This is a genomic window from Enterobacter asburiae (assembly GCF_008080435.1).
GTDB lineage: Bacteria > Pseudomonadota > Gammaproteobacteria > Enterobacterales > Enterobacteriaceae > Enterobacter > Enterobacter asburiae_C.
Genome location: NZ_VRKN01000019.1, coordinates 46,845 through 71,859, shown reverse-complemented (window position 1 = coordinate 71,859; position 25,015 = coordinate 46,845). Strand labels below are relative to the sequence as shown.

General features: G+C 56.2%; 23 protein-coding genes and 1 tRNA gene. 17 read left to right on the top strand and 7 right to left on the bottom strand.

Annotated features, from left to right (window positions below):
- Nucleotides 1-229: 229 nt before the first annotated feature.
- Nucleotides 230-1,033, top strand: a complete 804-nt coding sequence (dkgB, locus tag FU672_RS22235; protein ID WP_148244844.1) for a 2,5-didehydrogluconate reductase DkgB — start codon at nt 230-232, stop codon at nt 1,031-1,033.
- Between the two features lie 29 nt (nt 1,034-1,062).
- Here the strand turns inward: dkgB and yafC are convergent, their stop codons facing one another.
- The gene (yafC, locus tag FU672_RS22230) at nt 1,063-1,968 is read right to left on the bottom strand and encodes a DNA-binding transcriptional regulator YafC (RefSeq protein WP_148244843.1); all 906 of its coding nucleotides are present in this window, start codon (nt 1,966-1,968) and stop codon (nt 1,063-1,065) included.
- 104 nt (nt 1,969-2,072) lie between these two features.
- Here yafC and FU672_RS22225 point away from each other — a divergent pair, with 104 nt between their 5' ends.
- The 3 genes from FU672_RS22225 (at nt 2,073) to FU672_RS22215 (ending at nt 5,034) form a co-directional block, all read left to right on the top strand.
- Nucleotides 2,073-3,248: an MFS transporter gene (locus FU672_RS22225; RefSeq protein WP_148244842.1), complete on the top strand. Its 1,176-nt coding sequence runs from the start codon at nt 2,073-2,075 to the stop codon at nt 3,246-3,248.
- A gap of 136 nt (nt 3,249-3,384) precedes the next feature.
- Nucleotides 3,385-4,185, top strand: a complete 801-nt coding sequence (locus tag FU672_RS22220) for an endonuclease/exonuclease/phosphatase family protein (protein ID WP_024909448.1) — start codon at nt 3,385-3,387, stop codon at nt 4,183-4,185.
- A 75-nt stretch (nt 4,186-4,260) separates the two neighbouring features.
- Nucleotides 4,261-5,034, top strand: a complete 774-nt coding sequence (locus tag FU672_RS22215; protein WP_148244841.1) for a class I SAM-dependent methyltransferase — start codon at nt 4,261-4,263, stop codon at nt 5,032-5,034.
- A gap of 51 nt (nt 5,035-5,085) precedes the next feature.
- On the opposite strand, the gene mltD is transcribed toward FU672_RS22215, so the two are convergent.
- Nucleotides 5,086-6,450 (bottom strand): murein transglycosylase D, encoded by a 1,365-nt coding sequence (mltD, locus tag FU672_RS22210; protein ID WP_148244840.1) that lies wholly within the window; start codon nt 6,448-6,450, stop codon nt 5,086-5,088.
- Between the two features lie 68 nt (nt 6,451-6,518).
- Nucleotides 6,519-7,277: a hydroxyacylglutathione hydrolase gene (gene gloB / locus FU672_RS22205; protein ID WP_148244839.1), complete on the bottom strand. Its 759-nt coding sequence runs from the start codon at nt 7,275-7,277 to the stop codon at nt 6,519-6,521.
- A gap of 32 nt (nt 7,278-7,309) precedes the next feature.
- Between gloB and FU672_RS22200 the strand changes: the two genes are divergently transcribed.
- Nucleotides 7,310-8,029: a class I SAM-dependent methyltransferase gene (locus FU672_RS22200; protein WP_148244838.1), complete on the top strand. Its 720-nt coding sequence runs from the start codon at nt 7,310-7,312 to the stop codon at nt 8,027-8,029.
- Here the strand turns inward: FU672_RS22200 and rnhA are convergent.
- Complete coding sequence (gene rnhA / locus FU672_RS22195; protein ID WP_148244837.1) at nt 8,026-8,493, bottom strand: ribonuclease HI; 468 nt, start codon at nt 8,491-8,493, stop codon at nt 8,026-8,028. The two genes, FU672_RS22200 and rnhA, sit on opposite strands and share 4 nt — an antisense overlap.
- 64 nt (nt 8,494-8,557) lie before the next feature.
- Here rnhA and dnaQ point away from each other — a divergent pair, with 64 nt between their 5' ends.
- The 9 genes from dnaQ to FU672_RS22150 all read left to right on the top strand — a co-directional run bounded on the left by dnaQ (nt 8,558) and on the right by FU672_RS22150 (nt 17,652).
- Entirely contained in the window at nt 8,558-9,289 is a 732-nt protein-coding gene (gene dnaQ / locus FU672_RS22190) for a DNA polymerase III subunit epsilon (RefSeq protein ID WP_222848625.1), read from the top strand.
- A gap of 132 nt (nt 9,290-9,421) precedes the next feature.
- Nucleotides 9,422-9,498: transfer RNA gene (locus tag FU672_RS22185), tRNA-Asp, on the top strand.
- 379 nt (nt 9,499-9,877) lie between these two features.
- Nucleotides 9,878-10,597 (top strand): FadR/GntR family transcriptional regulator, encoded by a 720-nt coding sequence (locus FU672_RS22180; protein ID WP_023334601.1) that lies wholly within the window; start codon nt 9,878-9,880, stop codon nt 10,595-10,597.
- The gene (locus FU672_RS22175; protein WP_148244835.1) at nt 10,594-11,607 is read left to right on the top strand and encodes an ABC transporter ATP-binding protein; all 1,014 of its coding nucleotides are present in this window, start codon (nt 10,594-10,596) and stop codon (nt 11,605-11,607) included. The genes FU672_RS22180 and FU672_RS22175 overlap by 4 nt, the downstream gene beginning before the upstream one ends.
- Complete coding sequence (locus FU672_RS22170; RefSeq protein WP_148244834.1) at nt 11,604-12,686, top strand: ABC transporter ATP-binding protein; 1,083 nt, start codon at nt 11,604-11,606, stop codon at nt 12,684-12,686. Before FU672_RS22175 ends, FU672_RS22170 begins: the two co-directional genes overlap by 4 nt.
- Before the next feature lie 2 nt (nt 12,687-12,688).
- On the top strand, nt 12,689-14,203 hold the full coding sequence (locus tag FU672_RS22165; RefSeq protein ID WP_187360841.1) for an ABC transporter substrate-binding protein: 1,515 nt from the start codon (nt 12,689-12,691) through the stop codon (nt 14,201-14,203).
- 18 nt (nt 14,204-14,221) lie between these two features.
- Nucleotides 14,222-15,163: an ABC transporter permease gene (locus FU672_RS22160; protein ID WP_148244833.1), complete on the top strand. Its 942-nt coding sequence runs from the start codon at nt 14,222-14,224 to the stop codon at nt 15,161-15,163.
- Between the two features lie 2 nt (nt 15,164-15,165).
- Complete coding sequence (locus FU672_RS22155) at nt 15,166-16,041, top strand: ABC transporter permease (protein ID WP_148244832.1); 876 nt, start codon at nt 15,166-15,168, stop codon at nt 16,039-16,041.
- Nucleotides 16,042-16,050: 9 nt separating this feature from the next.
- Nucleotides 16,051-17,652: a gamma-glutamyltransferase family protein gene (locus FU672_RS22150; RefSeq protein ID WP_148244849.1), complete on the top strand. Its 1,602-nt coding sequence runs from the start codon at nt 16,051-16,053 to the stop codon at nt 17,650-17,652.
- Nucleotides 17,653-17,703: 51 nt separating this feature from the next.
- On the opposite strand, the gene FU672_RS22145 is transcribed toward FU672_RS22150, so the two are convergent.
- A complete protein-coding gene (locus FU672_RS22145) occupies nt 17,704-18,474 on the bottom strand; it encodes an amidohydrolase (RefSeq protein ID WP_148244831.1) in 771 nt (256 codons plus the stop codon).
- A gap of 108 nt (nt 18,475-18,582) precedes the next feature.
- Nucleotides 18,583-21,027: an acyl-CoA dehydrogenase FadE gene (gene fadE / locus FU672_RS22140; protein ID WP_148244830.1), complete on the bottom strand. Its 2,445-nt coding sequence runs from the start codon at nt 21,025-21,027 to the stop codon at nt 18,583-18,585.
- Between the two features lie 239 nt (nt 21,028-21,266).
- Here fadE and lpcA point away from each other — a divergent pair, with 239 nt between their 5' ends.
- Nucleotides 21,267-21,845 carry a D-sedoheptulose 7-phosphate isomerase gene (gene lpcA, locus FU672_RS22135; RefSeq protein WP_010427884.1) on the top strand — a complete coding sequence of 193 codons (579 nt, stop codon included), beginning with the start codon at nt 21,267-21,269 and terminating at the stop codon, nt 21,843-21,845.
- A gap of 46 nt (nt 21,846-21,891) precedes the next feature.
- The gene (locus FU672_RS22130; RefSeq protein ID WP_010427885.1) at nt 21,892-22,659 is read left to right on the top strand and encodes a class II glutamine amidotransferase; all 768 of its coding nucleotides are present in this window, start codon (nt 21,892-21,894) and stop codon (nt 22,657-22,659) included.
- Here FU672_RS22130 and dpaA read toward each other — a convergent pair.
- Complete coding sequence (gene dpaA / locus FU672_RS22125) at nt 22,630-23,370, bottom strand: peptidoglycan meso-diaminopimelic acid protein amidase (RefSeq protein ID WP_148244829.1); 741 nt, start codon at nt 23,368-23,370, stop codon at nt 22,630-22,632. The genes FU672_RS22130 and dpaA overlap by 30 nt on opposite strands.
- 298 nt (nt 23,371-23,668) lie before the next feature.
- On the opposite strand from dpaA, the gene FU672_RS22120 reads away from it, so the two are divergent.
- Nucleotides 23,669-25,012 carry a Na(+)-translocating NADH-quinone reductase subunit A gene (locus FU672_RS22120; protein WP_148244828.1) on the top strand — a complete coding sequence of 448 codons (1,344 nt, stop codon included), beginning with the start codon at nt 23,669-23,671 and terminating at the stop codon, nt 25,010-25,012.
- Nucleotides 25,013-25,015 lie beyond the last annotated feature (3 nt).

Genomic DNA, 25,015 nt, shown 5'->3' with positions numbered 1-25,015 from the left:
AGTTCAGTCGGTTAGAATACCTGCCTGTCACGCAGGGGGTCGCGGGTTCGAGTCCCGTCCGTTCCGCCACTTATTAAAAGCCCTGAGCGTTAGCTCAGGGCTTTTTTCTTATCTGACGTTTAATTATTGCGAAATTAGCAAAAATCCTCTGCATTTTGCGATCTTTTTCTCTATAACAACGCCAGCGATAATCTTCCTCAGTTTACGAACATAACGATTGAGGAATATTATGACTCTCCCTGCATTTGGTCTGGGCACTTTCCGTCTGAAAGACGACGTTGTTATCGCATCGGTTAAAACCGCGCTCGAACTGGGCTATCGTGCAGTTGATACGGCACAGATCTATGAAAACGAAGCTGCCGTTGGACAGGCTCTCGAAGAGAGTGGTGTACCGCGTAACGAACTGTTTATCACCACGAAAATCTGGATTGAGAATCTCAGCAAAGATAAGCTGATCCCAAGCCTGAAAGAGAGCCTGAAAAAACTGCGTACTGACTACGTAGATCTTACGCTGATCCACTGGCCATCACCGAATGATGCCGTCTCAGTAGAAGAATTCATGCAGGCGCTGCTGGAAGCGAAAAAGCAGGGCTTAACCCGCGAAATTGGGATCTCCAACTTCACCATTCCGCTGATGGAAAAAGCCATTGCTGCTGTTGGCGCAGAAAATATTGCGACCAACCAGATTGAGCTGTCTCCATACCTGCAAAACCGCAAAGTCGTGGACTGGGCAAAACAGCACGGGATCCACATCACCTCATACATGACGCTGGCCTACGGTAAGGCGCTGAAAGATGAAGTGATTACGCGTATCGCAGAGAAACATAACGCGACTGCTGCGCAGGTCATTCTGGCATGGGCAATGGGTGAAGGTTATGCCGTGATCCCATCATCAACTAAGCGTGAAAACCTGGCCAGCAACCTGTTGGCAACGGATCTTCATCTGGATGCTGACGATAAAAAAGCGATCGCAGCCCTGGAGTGCAACGATCGCCTGGTAAGCCCGGAAGGTTTAGCTCCTAACTGGGATTAAGTTTGACCCACCCTCTGTAACCTGAACCCTCACACAGCTCCTCCGGGAGCTGTTTTTACATGTTCACTCAGGAAGTCAATAAAGGCACGAATGCGTGTACTCACCGCTCTGTCACTGTAATACACCGCGCTAAAAGGCATTTCGACCGGCAGACGTTTATCGGCCATCAGCTCCACCAGTTCACCCCGGGCTATCTCCTTGTCAATCATATAGTCTGACAAGCAGGCGATACCATTTCCTTCGAGACACAGCTGCTTCAGCGTTTCCCCGCTGTTTGAGGATAATCCGCAGGTAATCTCATGAAGTTGACCATCATGACAGGCGACAGGCCAGGTGTTCAGCGACACCGGCTCCGTAAAGCCCAGGCACAGATGCTGCTTCAATTCTTCAACCGTCTCTGGTTTACCATGTTCAGCAATATACTCTGGCGATGCGATAATTTTGCGGTAGCTGGCAAACAGAGGGCGGGCACGCAAGCTTGAATCTGTCAGGTTTCCCGCCCGGATAGCCACATCCACTTTACGCTCGATGAGGTTAATAAACGTCTCTGAGGAGACCAGAGAAAGCGTCATCTCCGGATAGCGCTCGCGGAAAGGTTTGATCAGCGGCATCAGAAAGTGAAGCACGACCGGCGTGGCCGCATCAATACGCAGCAATCCACGCGGCGTGCTGCGGGTTTCCATAATCTCCGTCTCCGCTGCGGCCATCTCCTGCAGTACCGACTGCACGCGACGGAAGTAACGCTCTCCTTCTTCCGTCAGGCTCAACTGTCGCGTCGTTCGGTTGAGCAGGCTCACCCCAAGCTTCATCTCCAGTTTTTTTACCGAACGGCTGATGGCCGAATTAGCCTGTCCCAGCTGTTCGGCCGCGCGGCTAAAGCTGCCGCTTTCAACGACGGCGACGAAGATTGTCAGCTCTTCCGATGTTGCTTTCATTGTTGCACCACCTGCAAAATTCTATTGATATTTTGACCATTTTTGTTATTTAAGCACTGGCGCATACTGCCTGTCATCTTAATCCTGATGATACGGAGTATTTTATGCCACTGGCGCTACTTGCCCTGACGATCAGTGCCTTTGCAATTGGCACGACCGAATTTGTTATCGTGGGGCTGGTTCCCACTATTGCTAACCAGCTTGCGATCTCGTTGCCCTCCGCCGGGCTGTTGGTATCCATCTACGCCCTGGGCGTCGCCGTCGGTGCGCCAGTGTTGACAGCCCTGACCGGACGTTTTCCGCGTAAGCAACTGTTAGTCGCGCTGATGGTGCTGTTCACCGCCGGCAACATTCTGGCCTGGCAGGCACCGGACTACACCACGCTGGTGATTGCCCGTCTGTTGACCGGCCTTGCACACGGAGTGTTCTTCTCGATTGGTTCCACTATTGCAACCAGCCTGGTACCCAAAGAGAAAGCGGCTTCAGCCATTGCGATCATGTTTGGTGGGCTGACCGTCGCTCTCGTTACGGGCGTACCGTTGGGAACGTTTATCGGACAACACTTCGGCTGGCGTGAAACGTTCCTTGCCGTCTCTTTACTGGGGGTTATTGCACTTGTGACCAGCCTGCTGCTGGTACCGTCGAATATTCCAGGCCGGGCAAGCGCCAGCCTGCGCGATCAGCTGAAGGTGCTCACGCATCCGCGTTTGCTGATCATCTACGCGGTTACGGCACTGGGCTATGGCGGCGTATTCACCGCCTTCACCTTCCTGGCGCCGATGATGCAGGACCTGGCGGGCTTTTCACCCAATGCCGTGAGCTGGATTTTGCTGGGATACGGTATTTCCGTTGCCATTGGCAATATCTGGGGCGGAAAGCTTGCAGATAAGCATGGTGCGGTACCGGCGCTGAAATTCATCTTCGCCGCCCTGGTTGTTCTGCTGATGATTTTCCAGTTTACGGCTTCGGTACACTACGCCGCGCTGGTCACGGTGCTGGTCATGGGGATCTTTGCCTTTGGTAATGTGCCCGGGCTTCAGGTTTACGTTGTCCAGAAAGCCGAGCTCTATACGCCAAATGCGGTGGATGTGGCATCGGGTCTGAACATTGCCGCATTTAATATTGGTATCGCGCTGGGCTCCATCATTGGCGGACAAACCGTAGCGCATGTTGGGTTAACCCAGACCCCGTGGATTGGCGCGGTGATTGTCCTGGTCGCCTTCCTGCTGATTGGCCTGAGTGGGCGCCTTGATAAACCTGCTCGCGTCGCGCTGGGGTAACATCAGTAAGCGCTTGCTTACAAAACTGGAAAGCGGTTTCTCAGAAATTGCGTTGAAAGTGTGACCTAAAGTCCCTATAACATTAGAACCAGTCCGTTTTCCGGGCTGGTTCAAGTTACAGAGGCTGTTTCCAAAAGTGCGAAAAAATACCTATGCCATGCGTTATGTTGCCGGAATGCCCGCGGAGAGGATCTTGCCTCCGGGGTCATTTGCGAGCATAAGCCAGGCATTACCCGCCGGCACACCATTAAGCAGCGATGAGAAAATCCGTGTACTGGTGTGGAATATCTTTAAGCAGCAGCGTGCCGAATGGTTATCGGTCCTCAAGAATTTTGGGAAAGATGCTCACCTGGTTCTGCTCCAGGAGGCGCAAACCACCCCAGAGCTGGTACGGTTTGCCACCACGAACTATCTTGCCGCCGACCAGGTGCCTGCATTTGTCCTGCCACAACACCCCTCAGGTGTGATGACACTTTCAGCAGCACATCCGGTCTATTGCTGTCCTCTGCGCGAACGTGAGCCTATCCTGCGTCTGGCGAAATCGGCGCTGGTGACGGTCTATCCGCTGCCGGATACCCGAATGCTGATGGTCGTGAATATCCATGCGGTAAATTTCAGCCTGGGCGTGGATGTCTACAGTAAGCAGTTACTTCCGATCGGCGATCAGATTGCCCATCACAGCGGGCCCATCATTATGGCAGGCGATTTCAATGCCTGGAGCCGTCCGCGCATGAATGCGCTGTATCGCTTTGCGCGCGAAATGTCGCTACGTGAAGTTCGTTTTAGCGATGACCAGCGCAAAAAAGCCTTTGGTCGTCCTCTCGATTTTGTCTTCTATCGTGGTTTGAGCGTGCACGACGCCTCTGTTCTGGTGACGCGCGCCTCGGATCATAACCCTCTACTAGTCGAATTCAGTCCCGGCAAACCTGATAAATAATGGTGTGTCAGGTCTGCCGTGGGGCAGGCCTGCGCGGGTGCTGCCCTTTATTTTTCACTCACAAAGGACAGTACGATGACAACAACACACTCCCATCATGACAACGTAGAAAAACAGTTTGGTTCTCAGGCAAGTGCCTATCTGAGCAGCGCCGTGCATGCTTCTGGCCGGGATCTGGTGCGTCTCGGTGAACGTCTGGCGGCGTTCCCGCAGGCACACGTGCTGGATTTAGGCTGCGGGGCAGGGCATGCCAGCTTTACGGCTGCGCAGCAGGTCGCGCACGTTACCGCGTATGACTTATCCAGCCAGATGCTGGAGGTGGTTGCCGAGGCGGCGAAAGCGAAAGGGCTGGGCAACATTGATACGCGCCAGGGCTATGCCGAATCCTTACCTTTTGATGATGCATCATTTGAGGTGGTTATCAGCCGTTATTCCGCGCACCACTGGCATGATGTCGGCCAGGCATTACGCGAAGTGAAACGTGTTCTGAAGCCGGGTGGCATCTTCATTATTATGGATGTGATGTCTCCTGGACATCCGGTGCGCAATATCTGGCTGCAGACGGTCGAAGCGCTGCGCGATACCTCGCACGTGCAAAACTACGCCAGCGGAGAGTGGTTGTCATTTATCACTGAAGCGGGACTGATCGCGCGCGCGTTGATTACAGACCGCTTGCCGCTGGAGTTCAGCTCGTGGATCGCGCGTATGCGCACCCCGGAAGCATTAAGCCAGGCGATCAGGCTGTATCAGGAGAGTGCGTCCGCAGAGGTAAAGGCATACTTTGAACTGCAGGACGATGGCTCATTTACCAGCGATACCATCATGGCTGAAGCGCAAAAAGCGGGATAACAAAAAAGGCACCGAGGGGAATCGGTGCCTTTTTATCTTTCGATCGTGCTATCAGGAGTCTGGCGTAGCGCTGTTCTTCACAAACAGCGTCAGCTGGTCGCCAGGTTTCAGATTGTCAGTATCATTGTTCCAGCGCATCACATCCTTGATGTTCACGCCGTGTCGTTTTGCGATACTGGACAGTGAATCGCCCTTGCGCACGCGATAGGTAATGCTATCGCTGTTGCTGGCGAGACGCTGTGCGCTGCTACCTGCACCTACCGTCAGAGTTTGACCCACTTTCAAGCCGGAGCTGCGCAGATTATTCCACTGCTGCAGATCTTTCGCATTCACGCCAAGACGTGACGCAATGCCCGAAAGCGTATCACCTGAACGAACCTTATAACTGCGGCTGTTGACTGATGATGCATCGGCGATCAGCGTTGACTGAACGGCGGCGATTTCACCAGAAGCTAAAGACTCACGTAACTGTTCAGCATGCTTCTGCGGAACCATTACATACTGCGGGCCACTTGCCCCCAGGGTTGAGCCTTTAACGCCAGCATTAAAGGTTTTCAATTTACTTACCGACATACCCGTCATATCAGCAACCTGTTGAATATCAACTGGATTACTGAGGCGAACACGCGCCAGTGCACGACTTTCGTCTGGTGTTGGCAGTTGTACACCGTAACGCTTGCTGTTCTTGAGAATATCGCTCAATGCCAGCATTTTCGGTACGTAAATCTTTGTTTCCTGTGGCAGTGAGAGCGACCAAAAATCGGTGGATTTACCCCGTGCTTTATTCGCTTTCATTGCCTTCAGCACACGACCTTCGCCACTATTGTACGCTGCGACCGTTAACAGCCAGTCACCGTCAAACATCTTGTTCAGACGTTGCATCATGTCGAGAGCGGCTGTCGTTGAAGCGACAACATCGCGACGCGCATCATAGTTGCGGGTCTGTTTCAGACCATAGTTTCGCCCGGTGCTCGGAATGATCTGCCAAATGCCTGCGGCATTGGCGCCAGACGTCGCGTGTGGGTCAAAAGCGCTCTCCACTATGGGTAGGAGTACCAGCTCCATAGGCATGTTACGTTTCTTAACTTGCCCGGCTATCCAGTACATATACGGCTCTGCCCGTAACGTTACATCGTGGAGATAGCTCTTATTACTTAAATACTTCTGTTTCTGTTCGCGAATCCGGGTATTTTCCGGAATTCCCATCTTTAGCTCGTCGCCAATAGAGGTCCACAAGTCTTGATCCTGCGCGAAAGATGTTCCATCGTCCATCCAGCGCGCCGAACTTGCAAACTTCCCTGCTTCCCCTTGACCAGCTGCAGAAAGGCTCTGTGCGTGCTGTTGTACGTTGCTGCCGTTCTGCGACTGGCAACCTACAAGCAGGACAGAGGCGAGTAATATCGCTTTTGCCTTCATGTGTGTGTCAATAGTTGCTTAAAAGACGAGCGATGATAACGGCGAAATTTTGAAAAGGCAACCCGCAATTATCTGAAGTTATCTTTCTTTGACCTTAACCATGCAAATCGCTGTTCTGGTTGTTTCAAATTTGTTTCTTGGTTAATTTTGTTAATTAAATCAATATCATCTGTTCGTAAAAATAAATTAATTTGGCGCTCGTTTTTCAGAATTACGGGTAGTGTTTTTTGGTTTTTTGCACGTAACTCCTTCACTTTGTGATAATAATCCTGAATCGCCCGATCCTCGGGTAAGAGGCTCACGGAAAACTTCATATTTCCTAATGTATACTCATGGGCGCAACAAATGATTGTTTCATCGGGCAGTGCGTTAATCTTCTGTAAAGACTGGTACATCTGAGCTGGCGTGCCTTCAAACAGTCTTCCGCAGCCTCCGGAGAACAGCGTGTCGCCGCAAAAAAGATAAGGCTTACTGTAGAAACACAGATGTCCCAAAGTGTGACCTGGTGTAGCAAATACAGAAAACTCCCACTCGCGTATGAGGATAGTTTCGCCTTCTTCGACTACTTGCGTGATCCCCTTATCTTGTGCCTCTGCCGGTCCGTAAACCACCAGATGCGGAAAGTGGGCGCGCAGTTCAGGCACGCCGCCAGTATGATCGTGATGGTGATGCGTCAGCAGAATGGCTTCTGGCTGCCAGCCGTTCTCTTTTATTGCGCGCAGAACAGGGGCCGATTCTCCGGGGTCGACAATGACGCATCGACGATCGTCGTCAACCAAAACCCAGATGTAATTGTCCTGAAAGGCTGGAATACTGATAAGATTCATACATTACCTCTTATAGCGTGGCGGGTGTTTTGATGAAACCGGCAAGGATACCTCAGACTGTCGCAGCACCGGAACGTTGGGCGGAATTGCCCTGGGGTGAATACTATCGCGAAGCGTTAGAACAACAGCTGAAGCCCTGGCTCGCGAAAATGTATGGCTTTCACCTGCTTAAGATTGGCAATCTCAGCGCGGAAATCAATACCGAAAGCTGCGCTATCTCGCATCAGGTCAACGTCTCTCTCGGCGGATCGCCGGTTCAGGTGAAAGCAGACCCGTTGCGTCTGCCGTTTGCGGAAAAATCCGTCGATGCGTGTTTGCTCGCACACACGCTACCCTGGTGCAGCGATCCACATCGTCTGCTTCGCGAAGCCGATCGCGTGCTGATTGATGACGGCTGGCTGGTACTTAGCGGATTCAATCCGCTAAGCCTGATGGGCCTGCGTAAGCTGGTACCGGTGCTACGCCGGACTCCACCTTACAACAGCCGGATGTTCACCATGATGCGCCAGCTCGACTGGCTTTCACTGCTGAACTTTGAAGTGCTCTGCTACGGTGGTTTTCAGGTGCTGCCCTGGGCGCGGCAGGGGGGAGTTGTATTAAGCACCCATCTCCCCGCACTGGGCTGTTTGCAGTTTATCGTCGCGCGTAAGCGAACCATTCCCCTTACGCTTAACCCCATGAAGCAGAGCAAGTCGAAAACGCCCATCCGCCAGACCGTCGGCGCCACGCGGCAGTACAAAAAATCCGATTAGACGTCGGGCTGATAGCCCACATCTTCATGAGCAGGATTGGATGCTGCAGTACGCGCCAGTTCGTCGCAGCGTTCGTTTTCCGGGTGGCCTGCGTGGCCTTTAACCCACTCCCACTGAATCTGGTGTTGGCCCAGCGCAGCATCAAGACGTTTCCAGAGATCGACGTTCTTGACTGGCTTCTTATCGGCGGTCTTCCAGCCGCGCTTTTTCCAGTTATGGATCCACTGGGTGATCCCCTGACGCACGTACTGACTGTCGGTGCTTAACACCACGTCACAATGTTCTTTTAACGCCTCCAGCGCCACGATGGCCGCCATCAACTCCATCCGGTTGTTGGTGGTCAGAAAATAGCCTTCGCTAAAAGTTTTTTCGTGCTGGCGATAGCGCATAATCGCGCCGTAGCCGCCGGGTCCTGGGTTACCGAGACAAGATCCATCGGTGAAAATTTCTACCTGTTTACGCATCTCTGGTAGACTTCCTGTATTCGAAACGTTCAGTTAAACGATAAGTCTGACATAAATGACCGCTATGAGCACTGCAATTACTCGCCAGATTGTCCTCGATACCGAAACCACCGGTATGAACCAGATCGGCGCGCACTACGAAGGGCATAAGATCATCGAGATCGGCGCCGTTGAAGTGGTGAACCGTCGTCTTACGGGGAACAACTTCCACGTCTACCTCAAACCCGATCGGCTGGTGGATCCAGAAGCGTTCGGCGTTCACGGTATTGCCGATGAGTTCTTGCTGGATAAGCCGACTTTTGCGAATGTGGCTGACGAGTTCCTGGAATACATCAAGGGCGCCGAGCTTGTCATTCATAACGCATCGTTCGATATCGGCTTTATGGATTATGAATTCAGCAAGCTTAATCGTGATATCCCGAAGACGAACACCTTCTGTAAGGTGACGGATAGCCTGGCGCTGGCAAGGAAGATGTTCCCCGGCAAGCGTAACAGCCTTGATGCACTCTGCTCGCGTTACGAGATAGACAATACCAAGCGAACGCTCCATGGGGCGTTGCTCGATGCCCAGATCCTGGCGGATGTCTATCTGACGATGACCGGCGGGCAGACGTCAATGAAGTTCAGTATGGAAAATGAATCCCAGCAGACGCAAGGCGAAGCCGGCATTCAGCGTGTTGTCCGTCAGGCAAGCCGGTTGCGGGTTGTTTTAGCCAGTGATGAAGAGCTTCTTAACCACGAAGCCCGGCTTGATCTGGTCGAGAAGAAGGGCGGCAGCTGTATGTGGCGCGCCTGAAAAAACGCCGGAATGCCTGTAAAATCATCGTTTGGGCGATTTTTGCAGCAAACGATTCAAAACGTGAGAAAAAGCGTTGACGAGATCGGAGGCGCACCGTAATATGCGCCTCGTTCCCCAAACGGGAACAGTGGAGCGGTAGTTCAGTCGGTTAGAATACCTGCCTGTCACGCAGGGGGTCGCGGGTTCGAGTCCCGTCCGTTCCGCCACTATTCAGAAGGCCTGAATCAGAAATGATTCAGGCCTTCGTCGTTTCAGCATTCTGTAATCCTATCTCCTCATCTATCGTTAACAAAAAGTTAATGTTTATAGTGTAATTATTTAACAATTGCGCGAATGTAGTGCGTTATTTGCACTGATATTGTGCATTTCACCACCACTCCTCTCTTCAGACCTCAGTCAGCATGTGTCTTTCTGTAAAAATAATTCACGCAGAATCATTTGGTTATCTCCCGCTTTCCAAAAAAATACCGAACCAATTACGTATTGGTTTGGTTATTGCTTAATCATTAGCACGATAAGCTTCATTTCATATCAATAACTTATCGTTAATAAAAATAAAGTCATGATGAAAGCGAGCGAACCAATATGGAAAAACCGTCACGGTTTCTGGCAAATTCCAGCACCGCGCTTGAGCAGTTACGCGGGCTTATCAACCAGCATGAGTCAACACCAGGCATTCCGCTGCCCACGGAACGTGAGCTGTCGGACACTCTCGGCGTAGGACGACGTGAAGTGCGTCGTGCGCTGGACGTGCTGGAAGAAGAGGGGCGCATCTGGCGTAAGCAGGGCAAAGGGACCTTTATTGGCCCGGCGGCACCTGTTGAACCGCTGGCCCTTCAGGGATTGGTTCAGCAGACCAACCTTCTGGAAGTGATGGAAGCTCGTCTACAGCTCGAACCCGGCTTAGCCCGGCTTGCGGCACTGCGTGCCACCAGGGAAAACCTCGCGCTCATGCAGCGCATGCTGGAACGCATCGATAAGGTCAGCCCGGATGACCGCGATCTCAACGAACTCTGGGATAGCGCCTTTCACCGGGCGATTGCCGAGGCGGCGGGGAACCGTCTGATGCTCGGCCTGTTTGATGCCATTGATGCCGTGCGGCGTGAACCGGGCTGGCAGCATCTGCGTGAATTAGCCCGCACGCCCGAACGCGTCGACAGTTATAACGACCACCACCATAAGATCATGTCTGCGATTATCCATCGCCAGCCTAATGAAGCCGCGGCCGCCATGCGCGAACACCTGCTCAGCCTGCAAACCGCCCTGATTCAGGCGATCCACCTCGAGGACGACTTCACGCCATGACGACAATACCCTTTAAGGACGCCACGCCCGTATTGCGAGTGCAAAACCTCAACGTTACGTTTGCTGGCTCGCCGGTGAGCGTGCTTGATGGTATTTCTCTGACCGTCAGGGCGGGCGAAACGCTGGCGCTGGTGGGGGAGTCCGGCTGCGGGAAAAGTATCACGTCGCTAGCGTTGATGGGCTTGCTGCCCGCCAGCGCGCAGATTGTCAGCGGTGAGATGCAGTTTCGCCGCCACGATCTGCGAAAGCTCTCGCCGCGGGAGTATGCCGACCTGCGCGGCAGCGAGCTGGCGATGATTTTCCAGGAGCCGATGACCTCGCTCAATCCTGCGTTTACGCTGGGCGATCAGCTTAGCGAAGCGGTGATGCGCCATCAGAACGTCTCACGGGCAGAGGCGATGAAGGTCGCGCTGCAGATCCTCGAGAAAGTACAGATCCCGGCGGCAGAAATGCACCTGAAAGCGTATCCCCACCAGCTTTCCGGCGGCATGCGCCAGCGGGTGATGATTGCGATGGCGCTGATTAACCACCCCAAACTGCTGATTGCTGATGAACCCACCACCGCGCTCGACGTCACCATCCAGGCGCAAATCCTTGCCCTGCTCAATACCTTAAAAGAGGAAACCGGCACGGCGGTACTGATGATCACCCACGATTTAGGCGTGGTGGCCGAAGTCGCCCAGCAGGTTGCGGTGATGTATGCCGGGCAGGTGGTGGAACAGGGAACCGTAGAGGCCATCTTTGCCGATCCGCAGCACCCGTATACCATCGGCCTGATGGGGTCGATCCCCTCGCTGGGCGCGCGCAAAGGCCAGCTCTCCACCATTCCTGGATCGGTACCGCTGCCGGAATCCATGCCGAAAGGCTGCCGTTTCGCGACGCGCTGCCCGTTTGCGCAGTCGCGCTGCCATGATGAAAAACCTCAGCTCAACACGCTCGGCGCGGGCCATCAAGTGGCCTGCTTCCGCGCGCCGCTCGAACAGCACATTGCCCTGGGAGAAATCGCATGACCACGCCCATTCTTGAAGCCCGTGACCTCAGCAAGCTTTTCCCCGGCCCCAAAAAACTCTTTACCCCGGCACGGTTTGTCACGGCGGTCGATCGCGTTTCGCTTGCCGTGATGCCGGGCGAAACGCTGGCAATTGTCGGCGAGTCCGGCTCCGGAAAATCTACGCTCGGTCGTCTGCTGCTGCGCCTGCTGGCCGCCAGCGAAGGGCGCGTGTTTTACCAGGGGGAAGAGATCACGCATGCCTCGGGGGCGCGCCTCAATCAGCTCCGCCGCGAGCTGCAGATTATCTTCCAGGATCCCTTTGCCTCGCTCAACCCGCGCATGACGGTGGAGCAGATCGTCGGTGAGCCGCTGTGGCTGCACCAGAACATGAAAAAAGCCGACCGTCAGTATCGCGTCGCCGAACTGCTGAAGACCGTAGGCCTGCCTGCCGCCTGGGCCGGGCGTTACCCGCACGAGTTTTCCGGCGGGCAGCGCCAGCGTATCGGCATTGCGCGCGCGCTGGCCTCGGGACCGAAGCTGCTGCTGGGCGATGAGCCCGTTTCCGCACTGGATGTGTCCGTCCAGGCGCAGGTGGTCAATCTGCTGGAGAGCCTGAAGCACCAGCTGGGGCTGACGATGGTGATTGTCGCCCACGGTCTGGCGGTGATCCGCCACATGAGCGACCGCGTGGCGGTGATGTATCTCGGGCAAATCGTTGAGCTTGCCACCGTGGATGAGATCTTTGATGCACCGCTGCATCCGTATACTCAGGCGCTGATCGCCTCGGCGCCGCAGATGCAGCCAGGCGTTGAACGCGACGCACCGCTGCTGCAGGGGGATCTGCCCAACCCGGCCAATCCGCCGTCCGGCTGCCGTTTCCACACCCGCTGCCCGTACGTTACCGATGAATGCCGCCAGGTTGAGCCGATTAATCAGGTGCTCGACGGCGGACGTCAGGTTGCCTGCCACCGCTGGCAGGAGATCAACCGCGATCGCGGCGTTATTCAGATCGCACCGCCATCCGCCGCTTTTCTGCGCCGCCGCGCGCTGTTTGAACACGCGGCCACTCACTCGTCCCTTCCTTCAAGGAACTCATGATAATGACAATGCGTAATTCTCTTTTGACCGTACTGGGAAGTGTTATGTTGCTTGGCGCGGCGCTGCCCGCCCATTCTGAAAGCGTGCTGCGAATCGGTCTCGGCGCTGACCCGGACATGCTCGACCCGCATCTGGCGCGCACCTACTATGGCCGTTTCGTGTTTGCCTCCCTGTGCGACAGGCTGGTGGACGTGGATGAAAATCTGAAGGTTGTCCCCGGTCTGGCTAAAGACTGGGCGTGGAGTGACGACGGTAAAACCCTGACGCTCAATCTGCGCGAAGGCGTTACCTTCCACGACGGTGAGAAATTCGATGCCGCCGCGGCAAAATACAACCTCGACCGCGCCCTGACCCTGAAAGGCTCCCTGCGTAAGAGCGAGATTTCCTCCGTTGAATCGGTCGAGGTCACCGGCCCGCTGCAGATTGCGCTGCACCTGAAAACCCCGGATGCCGCGCTGCTGATGCAGCTCACCGATCGCGCGGGCGCAATGATGGCGCCAGAAGCGGCGAAAAAGCCTGACTTTGCCGCCCATCCGGTTTGTTCCGGCCCGTACAAGTTCGACAGCCGCGTGTCGCAGGACCGTATCGTTCTGACCCGCTTCGACAACTACTGGAACAAAGACGCCTACCACTTCGACAAAATTATCTATCTGCCGATCCCGGATGCCTCCGTGCGTCTGGCGAACCTGCGCGCGGGCGATCTCGACCTGACCGAAGGCATTGCCGCCAGCGACGTTAAAACCGTCGAAGCCGACAGCAAGCTGGCGCTGGCGAAGGTGACGGGGCTGGGCTATCAGGGCATCACTTTCAACATTAACAATGGTAAGGTTCCGGCCAACGATCCGTTCAAGGATGCCCGCGTGCGTGAGGCGTTTTCTCAGGCCATCGACCGCGATGCGTTAAACCAGGTGGTCTTTGAAGGGCTCTACACCCCGGCAAACCAGGCGTTTTCTCCGGTTAGCCCGTATCACGTCAATCTGCCGGTTCCGCCGCGTGACGTCGATAAAGCCAAAGCGCTGCTGAACGCGGCAGGCGTCACCACGCCGCTGACCGTCAACCTGCTGGTGCCGAACAACCCCACCTCGCAGCAGGTGGGCCAGGTGCTGCAGGCGATGGTGGCCGAGGCCGGTTTCACGCTGAACCTGCAAATGACTGAATTTGCGACGCTGCTGGATCGCCAGCAGAGCGGTGACTATCAGCTGAGCTTCTCCGGCTGGTCGGGACGCCCGGATCCGGACGGCAGCATCTACGGCTTTATCAACAGCAAAGGCACCCTGAACGACGGCCGCTACAGCAACGCCCAGGTGGATGAATGGCTGACTCAGGCGCGCCAGAGCACCGACCAGGCCGCACGCCAGCCGCTGTACGACAAGGTGGTGAAGCAGCTGCAAACCGACATGCCGATTGCCTACCTCTACTTCGAGCCGCGTATTTTTGGCCTGAACAAAAGCGTGCAGGGCTTTAAGCCTTACCCGGACGGCATCGTGCGTCTGGCGGGTCTGACGCTGGCGAAATAACCGTCCTGAGGAGAACCCATGCTGGAACTGATTTGCAAACGTCTGCTGCTGGCCATCCCGACCCTGCTGCTGGTGAGCATGATGGTGTTCGGGCTGCAAAAGCTGCTGCCCGGCGACCCGCTGATCGCCATGGCCGGGGAGGAGCGCGATCCGGCGGTGATAGCCCAGCTGCGTGCTGAGCTAAACCTCGATGCGCCGATCCCCGTGCAGTATTTTCACTGGCTGACGCGCGCGCTGCAGGGCGATCTGGGGGTCTCCTTACGCACGCACGAACCGGTGACGCAGCTGATCGCCAGCAAGCTGCCGGTCACGCTGGAGCTGTCCCTGCTGGCGATGATTATCGCGCTGGTGTTTGGCATCAGCATGGGGATCATCGCGGCGGTGAACAAAAACAGCTGGGTCGATCACGGGGCGAACTTTGTGGCGATCTCGGGGATCTCGATCCCGCACTTCTGGCTGGGGATCCTGCTGATTCTGGTCTTCTCGGTGAACCTGCAGTGGCTGCCCGCGTCCGGCTACGTGCCGTTCAGTGAAGATCCGCTTCAGAACCTGCGCACGCTGCTGTTGCCCGCGTCCGTGCTCGGAACCGGCCTGGCGGCGACGCTGATGCGCCACACCCGCGCGTCGATGATTGCGGTCCTGAAGGCGGATTACATCCGCACCGCACGCGCTAAGGGGCTGCTGCCGAAAGCGGTGATCTTAAAGCACGCGTTTCGCAACGCGCTGGTGCCGGTGATCACTCTCACCACGCTGCTGTTTGGCGAGCTGCTGGGCGGCGCGGTGCTGACCGAGCAGGTCTTCACCATTCCGGGCTTCGGCAAGATGATCGTCGATTCGGTATTCAACCGTGACTACGCGGTGGTGCAGGGCGTGGTGCTGATTGTGGCGATCGGCTTCCTGATGCTCAACCTGCTGGCCGATGTGCTCTACGTCCTTATCAACCCGAAAATGCGAGGTTAACCATGGCGGAACTGACGACGCAAACCGCTACGCCTGCGCTGCCGCGCACGCAAAACCGGGTGCTGAAGAAATTCCTCGGCAACAAAAGCGCGGTGATTGGTGCGGTGGTGGTGGGTTTCTTTGTGCTGGTGGCGCTGCTGGCACCGTGGATTGCCCCGTTCGATCCGGTCAAAGCCAACTTCCTGGCGGTGCGCAAAGCGCCGTCGGCGATGTACTGGTTCGGCACCGACGAGCTGGGGCGCGACATTTTATCCCGCATTATCTGGGGGGCTCGCACCTCGCTGATGGCGGGCTGTATGTCGGTCGTTATCGCGGTGGTCATCGGCGTGCCGCTAGGGCTGGTGGCGGGCTACTTCCAGAAGATGTGGGACGGCGTGATCTCGCGCGTTATTGAGGCGCTGCTGGCCTGTCCGTTCCTGATCATGGCGATCGCGCTGGGGGCGTTTTTGGGCCCGAGCCTGACCAACGCGATGATCGCCATCGGTCTTTCGGCGATGCCGATCTTCGCCCGCCTGACGCGCGGCCAGGTGATCGCCATTCGCAACGAAGAGTATATCGACGGCGCGCGGGCGATTGGCCTGCCGGATCGCTGGATCATCATTAAATACGTCCTGCCAAACGTGATGTCGCCGATCCTGGTGCAGGCCACGCTGGCGATTGCCTCGGCGATTATCGCCGAAGCCAGCCTGTCGTTTTTGGGGCTTGGGCAGCAGCCGCCGAATCCGTCCTGGGGGTCCATGCTCAATACCGCGAAAGGGTTTCTGGAGCAGGCACCGTGGATGTCCGTTTTCCCCGGCGTGGCGATTTTCCTTGCCGTGCAGGGCTTTAATTTACTTGGCGACGGGCTGCGTGATGCGCTCGATCCGCGCCACGACTAAGGAGTCATGATGACAAAAGCGCTTGATTTTACGTCCGGTTACGATTCACGACGCCCGCCGATGCTGGGCCATAACGCCGTTGCGACGTCTCAGCCGCTGGCGGCGCAGGCGGGGATGAAGATGCTACAGCTGGGCGGGAATGCCGTTGATGCGGCCATTGCCACCGCGATGGCGCTGACGGTGGTAGAGCCGACTGGTAACGGGATTGGCAGCGACGCCTTTGCCATCGTCTGGGACGGCGAAAAGCTGCACGGTCTGAACGCGTCGGGCCGCTCGCCGGCCAGCTGGCATGCGGATCTGTTTGCCGGAAAAACCGCGGTACCGGAAATTGGCTGGGACGCGGTGACCGTCCCGGGAGCGGTGTCCGGCTGGGTCGCACTGGCGGAACGTTTTGGCACATTACCGATGACCACGCTGGCGCAGCCTGCCATTGACTATGCGCGCAACGGTTTCCCGGTCTCCCCGCTGATTGGTCATCTCTGGCAGCGTGGCTATAGCAAGCTGAAAGATCAGCCGGGCTTCAGCGCCTGCTTTGCGCCGGAAGGCCGCGCGCCGCGCGTGGGGGAGATCTTCCGCAACCCGGCGCAGGCCAACTCGCTGGAGCTGATTGCCAAAACTAACGGTGAAGCCTTTTACCGCGGCGAGCTGGCGCAGAAAATTACCACTTTCGCCAAAGCGCACGGCGCGCACCTGACGGCTGAAGATCTGGCAAACCATCGTGTGGACTGGGTAGAGTTGCTGTCGCGCGACTTCGCGGGCGGTTCGGTGCAGGAGCTGCCGCCAAACGGCCAGGGGATCGCCACGCTGATTGCGCTCGGCATTCTGGAGCAGTGCGGCATTGAAAAGCATCACCCGGATTCCGTGCAGTCCCTGCACCTGTCCATCGAGGCGATGAAGCTGGCGCTGGCGGATCTCGACCGCTACGTGGCGGATGAAGAACACATGACGTTCGCGGCAAAAGAGCTGCTGAGCGACCATTATCTGAAGTCGCGCGCGGCGCTTATCGATCACGATAAGGCCTCTGATTTTGTCTACGGTTCCCCGACGCAGAGCGGTACGGTTTACATCAGCACCGCCGACGCCAGCGGGATGATGGTCTCGTTTATTCAGTCCAACTATATGGGCTTCGGTTCAGGCATCGTGGTGCCGGATACGGGGATCAGCCTGCAAAACCGGGGCTGCGGGTTTGTGCTGGATCCCAATCACCCGAACGCGCTGGCGGGCAGCAAGCGCCCGTTCCACACCATCATTCCGGGCTTTGCGATGGACGGCAACGGCCAGCCGCTGATGTCCTTTGGCGTGATGGGCGGCCCGATGCAGGCGCAGGGGCACATGCAGATGGCGCTGCGCATTATGCTGCACGGGCAAAACCCGCAGGCGGCAATCGACGCCCCGCGCTGGCGCGTAGTGCAGGGCAGGGAGGTGATTGTCGAATCGACGTTCGATCGCAATACGATTGCCGCCCTACGCGAGCGCGGGCATCAGATTGTGGTGGAAGACCCGCTTCAGGATTACAACTTCGGCGGTGCGCAGGTGATTTACCGTCTGCCAGAAGGGCACTACGTGGCCGCGACGGAAAGCCGCAAAGACGGGCAGGCGTTGGTGAGTTAATGTTTTATTCCCCCTCTCCCTGTGGGAGAGGGGCGGGGTGAGGGGAAAATTTCACCCAATGCTAAACGGATCCGCATCCTGCCATGCCGGAAACTTCTCCCGGTACTCCTGCAGCGCCGTCAACGACAGCTCGGCATCAATGCGCGTCGCCTGATGCGGCTCGGCGGTAGCAATGATCTCGCCCTGCGGGTTCACCACCCGGCTGTCGCCGCGGTAGTGATGCCCGTTGCCGTCCGTTCCCACGCGGTTACAGCCCACCACGTACGCCTGGTTCTCAATCGCGCGCGCCACCAGCAGCGACTGCCAGTGCAGGGAGCGCGGCGCAGGCCAGTTGGCGACATACAGCGCCAGGTCGTAATCGTTGCGGTTGCGCGACCACACCGGGAAGCGCAGGTCGTAGCAGACCAGCGGCAAAATACGCCAGCCGCGCCACTCGAACACCACGCGCTCGTTTCCCGCCTCATAGTGATGATGCTCATCCGCCATGCGGAACAGGTGGCGTTTATCGTAAAAATGCACGTTGCCTTCCGGCTCAACCAGCAGGAAGCGGTTCACTGGCCCGCGTTCCGTTTGCAGTGCGGCACTACCCGCGATCAGCGCGTTGGTCTGCTGTGCTTTAGCATGCATCCACGTCACCACTTCTTCCTGCGGCATTGACTGTTTCGCCGCTTCCATGGCGAAACCCGTGGTGAACATCTCCGGCAGGACAATCACATCACGCCCGGTAATCTCTTCCAGTTGACGATCAAAGTGGCGCAGGTTGGCGGGGCCATCCATCCACACTAAAGGTTGCTGCAAAATAGAAATCTTCAGACCAGGCACAATTCAGACTCCTCAAACGACCACTTTTTGACACTGTAGCACGACATAACGAGAAAATGTGGCAATAAAAAACCCCGCGCGAGGCGGGGTTTGTATAAGCGAAACGCGTTATGCCGCTTCAGGTTTGCGGTGCTTCTCCGGCAGCTTTACCGGCTGCGTCGCCAGCTCGTCCGGTTCGAAATCATCCACGTTAATACTGCGCAGACGGCTCTCTTCGGCTTTCACCAGCAGAGCGGCTTCATCTTTATTGATAATACCACCGGCGAGCGCCTGTTTTGCCAGTTCGTCCAGACGGGTAAACGGCAGGTTTTTGCCCAGCTGTTTACAGATCTTCTGGTGAATCGGATCGGCAGCCATCACGTCCAGCAGCGCCTCTTCCAGCAGACCCACCGGGTTATGCGGCGTCGGCGTCAGATACTGACCACGACCGATACGGGAACGGGTAGCGCTCGGTACCTGCAGGATCTTCGCCACCTTGTGGTCCAGCACATCGGATGGGGCAAAATGATGACGGCCGGTCGGGAATATCACCACGCGCAGGGCACCCGCCACGAAACGGTTCGGGAAGTTTGCCAGCAGGTCGTCAATCGCCTGTTCAGCCTGATACATCGCATCCTGAACGCCCCAGTGCACCAGCGGCAGATCCGCTTCCTGACGACCTTCGTCGTCGTAACGTTTCAGGACTGCAGAGGCCAGGAAGATCTGGCTCAGTACATCCCCCAGACGGGCAGAGATACGTTCGCGACGCTTCAGGCTTCCGCCCAGCACCGCCATAGAAACGTCAGACAGCAGAGCCAGGTTGGCGCTCAGTCGGTTCAGATGCTGGTAATAACGTTTGGTCGCATCGCCGGTCGGCGTCGCGCTGGTAAGACCGCGCGTCAGGCCCAGCCAGAAGCTGCGCACCTTGTTGCTGCCCACGTGACCAATATGTTTGAACAGCAGCTTGTCGAAGGCATCCACGTCGTTGTTCTGCGCGGCAGCCATCTCTTCCAGCACGTATGGATGGCAGCGAATCGCCCCCTGACCGAAGATCATCATGCTGCGGGTCAGGATGTTGGCCCCTTCCACGGTGATGGCAATCGGTGCGCCCTGATAGCCGCGCGCCAGGAAGTTGCCTTCGCCGAGCATAATGCCTTTACCGCCTGCGATATCCATCGCGTCAATGATCGACTGCTGCGCGCGGTGGGTACAGTGGTACTTCACAATTGCAGACAGCACGGCCGGTTTTTCGCCCAGCATAATGCCGTAGGTGATCAGAGAAGCAGCGGCGTCCATCACGTAGGCGTTGCCCGCAATACGCGCCAGCGGCTCTTCGATACCTTCCATCTTGCCGATGGAAATTTTGAACTGACGACGGATATGCGCGTAGGCACCAATCCCCATCGCCACAGATTTCAGACCACCGGTAGAGTTCGAGGGCAGGGTAATACCGCGGCCCACCGACAGACACTCCACCAGCATACGCCAGCCCTGACCGGCCATTTTCGGACCGCCGATGATGTAGTCAATCGGTACAAAGATGTCCTGACCGCGGGTCGGACCGTTCTGGAACGGCACGTTCAGCGGGAAGTGACGACGACCAATTTCAACGCCTGGGGTAGAGGTTGGGATCAGCGCACAGGTAATGCCCAGATCTTCTTCACCGCCCAGCAGTTTTTCCGGGTCAGAGAGCTTAAAGGCCAGACCCAGCACGGTGGCGATAGGCGCCAGGGTGATATAACGCTTGTTCCAGGTCAGGCGCATGCCCAGCACCTGTTCGCCCTGCCACTCGCCCATGCAGACCACGCCGGTATCCGGGATTGCGCCCGCATCAGAACCCGCTTCCGGGCTGGTCAGCGCGAAGCACGGAATTTCCTGACCACGCGCCAGACGCGGCAGGTAGTGATCTTTCTGCTCTTCGGTACCGTAATGCTGCAGCAGTTCGCCCGGGCCTAAGGAGTTAGGCACACCAACGGTAATCGCCAGGATGCCGGAGACGCCCGCCAGCTTTTGCAGCACGCGAGCCTGAGCGTAAGCGGAGAATTCGAGACCGCCGTACTCTTTCTTGATGATCATCGCGAAGAAGCGATGTTCTTTCAGATACGCCCACAGCTCTGGCGGCAGGTCGGCCATTTCATGGGTAATGGCAAAGTCATTCGCCATACGGCACGCTTCTTCCACCGGGCCGTCAATAAAGGCCTGTTCTTCAGCGGTCAGGCGCGGCTGCGGATAGTTATGCAGCTTTTTCCAGTCTGGATTGCCCTGGAACAGGTCGCCTTCCCACCAGGTGGTGCCCGCATCAATCGCTTCTTTTTCAGTACGCGACATGGGTGGCATCACTTTGCGGAAGCCTTTGAACACCGGTGCAGAGATCATGGATTTACGCATCGGGGCCAGGTTAAACGGCAGAAGAATGATGGCAAGAGGGACTAAAAGCCAGATATTCCAGAGGCCTGCGACGCCAAGCGCAGCCGTCCAGACCAGAAGAATCAGGCTGCTCAGGAATAAACTTACCCGGTGATAGAACAACACACCGAGCAGAACAACGGTTGCGAGAATGCTCAAAATCATCATAAAGAAAAGCTCCCTTGCTTGTAGGAGGTCTGACCACTTGTGATGATATGGTTGTAGTTGATGTGAATTCCTTTAGCAATGTGTTTACAAAATAATTACAACCTGGTTCACATTGTTCGTGTTTTAGCCGGCACAAAAAATCAAAACGCCGGACGATTCGCATGGCTTTAGCTTCTCGCTTTTCCCGCTATCCGGTACACTCCACTGTGTTATTTCATCAATACTGAAGGATTATCCTCATGTACCAGGATCTTATTCGTAACGAACTGAACGAAGCGGCGGAAACGCTGGCGAACTTTCTGAAAGATGATGCCAATATTCACGCTATTCAGCGCGCAGCGGTCCTGCTGGCCGACAGTTTCAAAGCCGGTGGCAAAGTGCTTTCCTGCGGTAACGGCGGTTCCCACTGTGACGCTATGCACTTCGCAGAAGAGCTGACCGGACGCTATCGCGAAAACCGCCCGGGTTACCCGGCGATTGCGATTTCCGACGTGAGCCACATCTCCTGCGTAGGCAACGACTTCGGTTACGACCACATCTTCTCCCGCTACGTTGAAGCGGTAGGCCGTGAAGGCGACGTGCTGCTGGGGATTTCTACCTCCGGCAACTCCGGCAACGTGATCAAAGCGATCGCCGCCGCGCGTGAAAAAGGGATGAAAGTCATCACCCTGACCGGGAAAGATGGCGGTAAGATGGACGGTACAGCGGATGTCGAAATTCGCGTTCCGCACTTCGGTTATGCTGACCGAATTCAGGAAATTCACATCAAAGTGATCCACATCCTGATCCAGTTGATTGAAAAAGAGATGGTTAAGTAAGACTTCGCTGGGGGCATGATTGCCCCCGCTGTTGTGGAGGTGTTGTATGTGCGAACTGCTCGGGATGAGCGCCAATGTGCCAACCGATATCTGCTTTAGTTTCACCGGGCTGGTTCAGCGCGGTGGAGGAACCGGGCCGCATAAAGACGGCTGGGGCATCACCTTCTACGAAGGCAAAGGGTGTCGCACGTTCAAAGATCCACAGCCCAGCTTTAACTCACCGATTGCCAAACTGGTGCAGGATTACCCCATCAAGTCCCGCTCGGTGATCGCCCACATCCGTCAGGCTAACCGTGGCGAAGTGGCGCTGGAAAATACCCATCCGTTTACCCGTGAACTGTGGGGTCGTAACTGGACCTACGCGCACAACGGGCAACTCACGGGCTATAAGTCGCTGGAGACGGGCAATTTCCGCCCGGTCGGCGAAACGGACAGCGAAAAAGCCTTCTGCTGGCTGCTGCACAAGCTGACGGAGCGCTATCCCCGCACGCCCGGCAACATGGCTGCCGTGTTCAAATACATCGCGACGCTGGCGTCGGAGCTACGCGAAAAAGGCGTGTTCAACATGCTGCTCTCTGACGGCCGCTATGTGATGGCGTTCTGCTCGACGAATCTGTTCTGGATCACCCGCCGTGCGCCGTTTGGCGTTGCGACGCTGCTCGATCAGGATGTTGAGATAGACTTTCAGAAGGAGACCACACCGAACGATGTGGTCACTGTTATCGCAACGCAGCCGCTGACGGGCAACGAAACCTGGCAAAAGATTATGCCAGGCGAGTGGGTGCTATTTTGTCTCGGGGACCGTGTAATTTGACGCCAGTTGTGGATGGACGACTTCGTGGCTCAGCGGTTTGCTGACCACGTAACGGCCATCTACGATAGAGACCATAGGTGGCTTGTGGGTCTGCTCAAAGTAGTCGTAACCTGGCTTCAGTTGTTTCCAGAAATCCGCGTAGTATGAGTACTTGTGACGCGCCATGTTGGCATCCGTCATGCGGAACGGATAGATGCTGACCTGTACGTTAGGCTGCCCAAAGACCAGCGCGCCCGTCACGAACTGGAAAATCTCATCAATGCCGGAGTCGGTCATCGCATAACAGCCGATAGACACGCAGGCACCGTGGATCATCAGATATTTACCTTCATAACCGTGTGCACGGTCATAGGCATTCGGGAAGCCGATGTTAATGGCTTTATAGAAGCGGCTGTCAGGCTTGAGCTGGCTGCGCTGAACGTTGTAGAACCCTTCCGGACTTTTGAAATCGCCCTGACGTTGTTTTGGGCCCAGCCCGCCGGAGTAGTTACAAATTTTGTAACTATCAAGCAGCTGATATGTCTCGCCCATTTTCACAAACAGATCGAGAGTGCGTTCTTCCTTGAAGATTTGAATATAAACCGGCGATCCCATTAACTGCTGTTTATATTCCTTGCTGACCGGTGTCGTTGAGCTATTACTGCTGAGCAGTCCGGCAAACGACATGCACGGTATCAGAAGCATCGCAATGAACAATGCGATTTTACGCATACTACTAGTTCCTTGATAAAACCATGACCAACTTGCCAGGACGGCAAAAGAGACCCGAAATCAGATTATTCTGTTAGGAGCGCTCACATTAGCACCGCTATAGATTTTCGCAAGAGCCGGGCGGTGAGTTTACAAATTAGTTTTACTTTATAAACCATCAAAATTGCGATGGCTCCAGGAACTTTGCGCATTAGCTCGCAATTTGGCGCGCGCGACGGCGGATTCCCTGCCCGCGAGAAGTGGAAAATGTTACACTTCGCACCCACTGGATTGTTGTTCATGGAAACCTGCTAACCACATGTTTAAAATTAAAAAAGGACTTAATCTGCCGATTGCAGGCGTGCCAGCGCAGCACGTTTCGACAGGCGTAAGTGTCCGTCATGTCGCCATTTTGGGCGACGACTACCTGGGAATGCGTCCTTCAATGCTGGTACAGGAGGGCGATCGCGTTATCAAAGGACAGGCGCTCTTTGAGGACAAAAAAAATCCCGGCGTGATGTTCACGGCCCCCGCGAGCGGCACCGTTGTGGCGATCAACCGTGGTGAGCGGCGCGTTCTGCAGTCGGTGGTTATCCGCATTGAAGGTGATGAACAGCGTGAATTTGCCCATTACGACGCCGCAGAACTCGCGTCGCTGAACCGTGACGCCGTTCAGGCTCAACTGCTGGCGTCCGGTTTATGGACCGCGCTTCGTACACGTCCCTTCAGCAAATCCCCTGTTCCGGGTACGGAACCGGCCGCGATTTTCGTCACGGCAATCGACACCAATCCGCTTAGCGTGGACCCGCAACCGGTTATCCTGGCGCAGCGCAAAGCCTTTGATGCCGGACTGACCGTTTTAACCCGCCTGACGTCGGGGAAAGTGCACGTTTGCCAGGCCGGCGGCGGCAAGCTCGGCGGGCATACTCAGGGGCAGGTCACGTTTAATGAGTTTGCTGGTCCACATCCGGCGGGTCTGGCCGGGACGCACATCCATTTCCTTGAGCCGGTAAGCCTGACGAAACGGGTCTGGCATCTTAATTATCAGGACGTCATCGCCATCGGTAAGCTTTTTACTACGGGTGAACTCTGCGCTGAACGGATCGTCGCCATCGGCGGGCCACAGGCTGCAAACCCGCGCCTGGTAAAGACGCTTCTGGGTGCAGACATCAATGAACTGCTGGTGGGGGAAACAAAAGAGGGTGAAAACCGCCTGATTTCCGGTTCGGTCCTCAGCGGCCGCCATGCTGTACACGCGCACGCGTACCTGGGACGTTTCCATTTGCAGGTCAGCATTGTGCAGGAAGGGCGTGAAAAAGAGCTGTTTGGCTGGGTTCTGCCAGGTGCAGAAAAATACTCCGTCACCCGCACCACGTTGGGCCATTTCCTGCGTAATAAGCTGTTTAGCTTCTCGACCAGCACGCACGGCGGTGAGCGCGCCATGGTCCCGATTGGTAACTACGAGCGCGTCATGCCGCTGGATATTCTGCCGACCCTGCTGCTGCGCGATCTGCTCGCCGGTGATACCGACAGCGCGCAGGCGCTGGGCTGTCTGGAGCTGGATGAAGAAGATCTGGCGCTCTGTACCTATGTTTGTCCGGGCAAATACGAATATGGACCGGTATTGCGCGAGGTGTTAACCCGCATTGAGCAGGAAGGATAACCG

What these genes read in the sequence shown, in the direction of transcription:
- dkgB (WP_148244844.1), top strand. Translation starts at nt 230, where the DNA reads ATGACTCTCCCTGCATTTGGTCTGGGCACTTTCCGTCTGAAAGACGAC.
- yafC (WP_148244843.1), bottom strand. Translation starts at nt 1,968, where the DNA reads ATGAAAGCAACATCGGAAGAGCTGACAATCTTCGTCGCCGTCGTTGAA.
- FU672_RS22225 (WP_148244842.1), top strand. Translation starts at nt 2,073, where the DNA reads ATGCCACTGGCGCTACTTGCCCTGACGATCAGTGCCTTTGCAATTGGC.
- FU672_RS22215 (WP_148244841.1), top strand. Translation starts at nt 4,261, where the DNA reads ATGACAACAACACACTCCCATCATGACAACGTAGAAAAACAGTTTGGT.
- mltD (WP_148244840.1), bottom strand. Translation starts at nt 6,450, where the DNA reads ATGAAGGCAAAAGCGATATTACTCGCCTCTGTCCTGCTTGTAGGTTGC.
- gloB (WP_148244839.1), bottom strand. Translation starts at nt 7,277, where the DNA reads ATGAATCTTATCAGTATTCCAGCCTTTCAGGACAATTACATCTGGGTT.
- FU672_RS22200 (WP_148244838.1), top strand. Translation starts at nt 7,310, where the DNA reads ATGAAACCGGCAAGGATACCTCAGACTGTCGCAGCACCGGAACGTTGG.
- rnhA (WP_148244837.1), bottom strand. Translation starts at nt 8,493, where the DNA reads ATGCGTAAACAGGTAGAAATTTTCACCGATGGATCTTGTCTCGGTAAC.
- dnaQ (WP_222848625.1), top strand. Translation starts at nt 8,558, where the DNA reads ATGAGCACTGCAATTACTCGCCAGATTGTCCTCGATACCGAAACCACC.
- FU672_RS22180 (WP_023334601.1), top strand. Translation starts at nt 9,878, where the DNA reads ATGGAAAAACCGTCACGGTTTCTGGCAAATTCCAGCACCGCGCTTGAG.
- FU672_RS22175 (WP_148244835.1), top strand. Translation starts at nt 10,594, where the DNA reads ATGACGACAATACCCTTTAAGGACGCCACGCCCGTATTGCGAGTGCAA.
- FU672_RS22170 (WP_148244834.1), top strand. Translation starts at nt 11,604, where the DNA reads ATGACCACGCCCATTCTTGAAGCCCGTGACCTCAGCAAGCTTTTCCCC.
- FU672_RS22165 (WP_187360841.1), top strand. Translation starts at nt 12,689, where the DNA reads ATGACAATGCGTAATTCTCTTTTGACCGTACTGGGAAGTGTTATGTTG.
- FU672_RS22160 (WP_148244833.1), top strand. Translation starts at nt 14,222, where the DNA reads ATGCTGGAACTGATTTGCAAACGTCTGCTGCTGGCCATCCCGACCCTG.
- FU672_RS22155 (WP_148244832.1), top strand. Translation starts at nt 15,166, where the DNA reads ATGGCGGAACTGACGACGCAAACCGCTACGCCTGCGCTGCCGCGCACG.
- FU672_RS22150 (WP_148244849.1), top strand. Translation starts at nt 16,051, where the DNA reads ATGACAAAAGCGCTTGATTTTACGTCCGGTTACGATTCACGACGCCCG.
- fadE (WP_148244830.1), bottom strand. Translation starts at nt 21,027, where the DNA reads ATGATGATTTTGAGCATTCTCGCAACCGTTGTTCTGCTCGGTGTGTTG.
- lpcA (WP_010427884.1), top strand. Translation starts at nt 21,267, where the DNA reads ATGTACCAGGATCTTATTCGTAACGAACTGAACGAAGCGGCGGAAACG.
- FU672_RS22130 (WP_010427885.1), top strand. Translation starts at nt 21,892, where the DNA reads ATGTGCGAACTGCTCGGGATGAGCGCCAATGTGCCAACCGATATCTGC.
- dpaA (WP_148244829.1), bottom strand. Translation starts at nt 23,370, where the DNA reads ATGCGTAAAATCGCATTGTTCATTGCGATGCTTCTGATACCGTGCATG.
- FU672_RS22120 (WP_148244828.1), top strand. Translation starts at nt 23,669, where the DNA reads ATGTTTAAAATTAAAAAAGGACTTAATCTGCCGATTGCAGGCGTGCCA.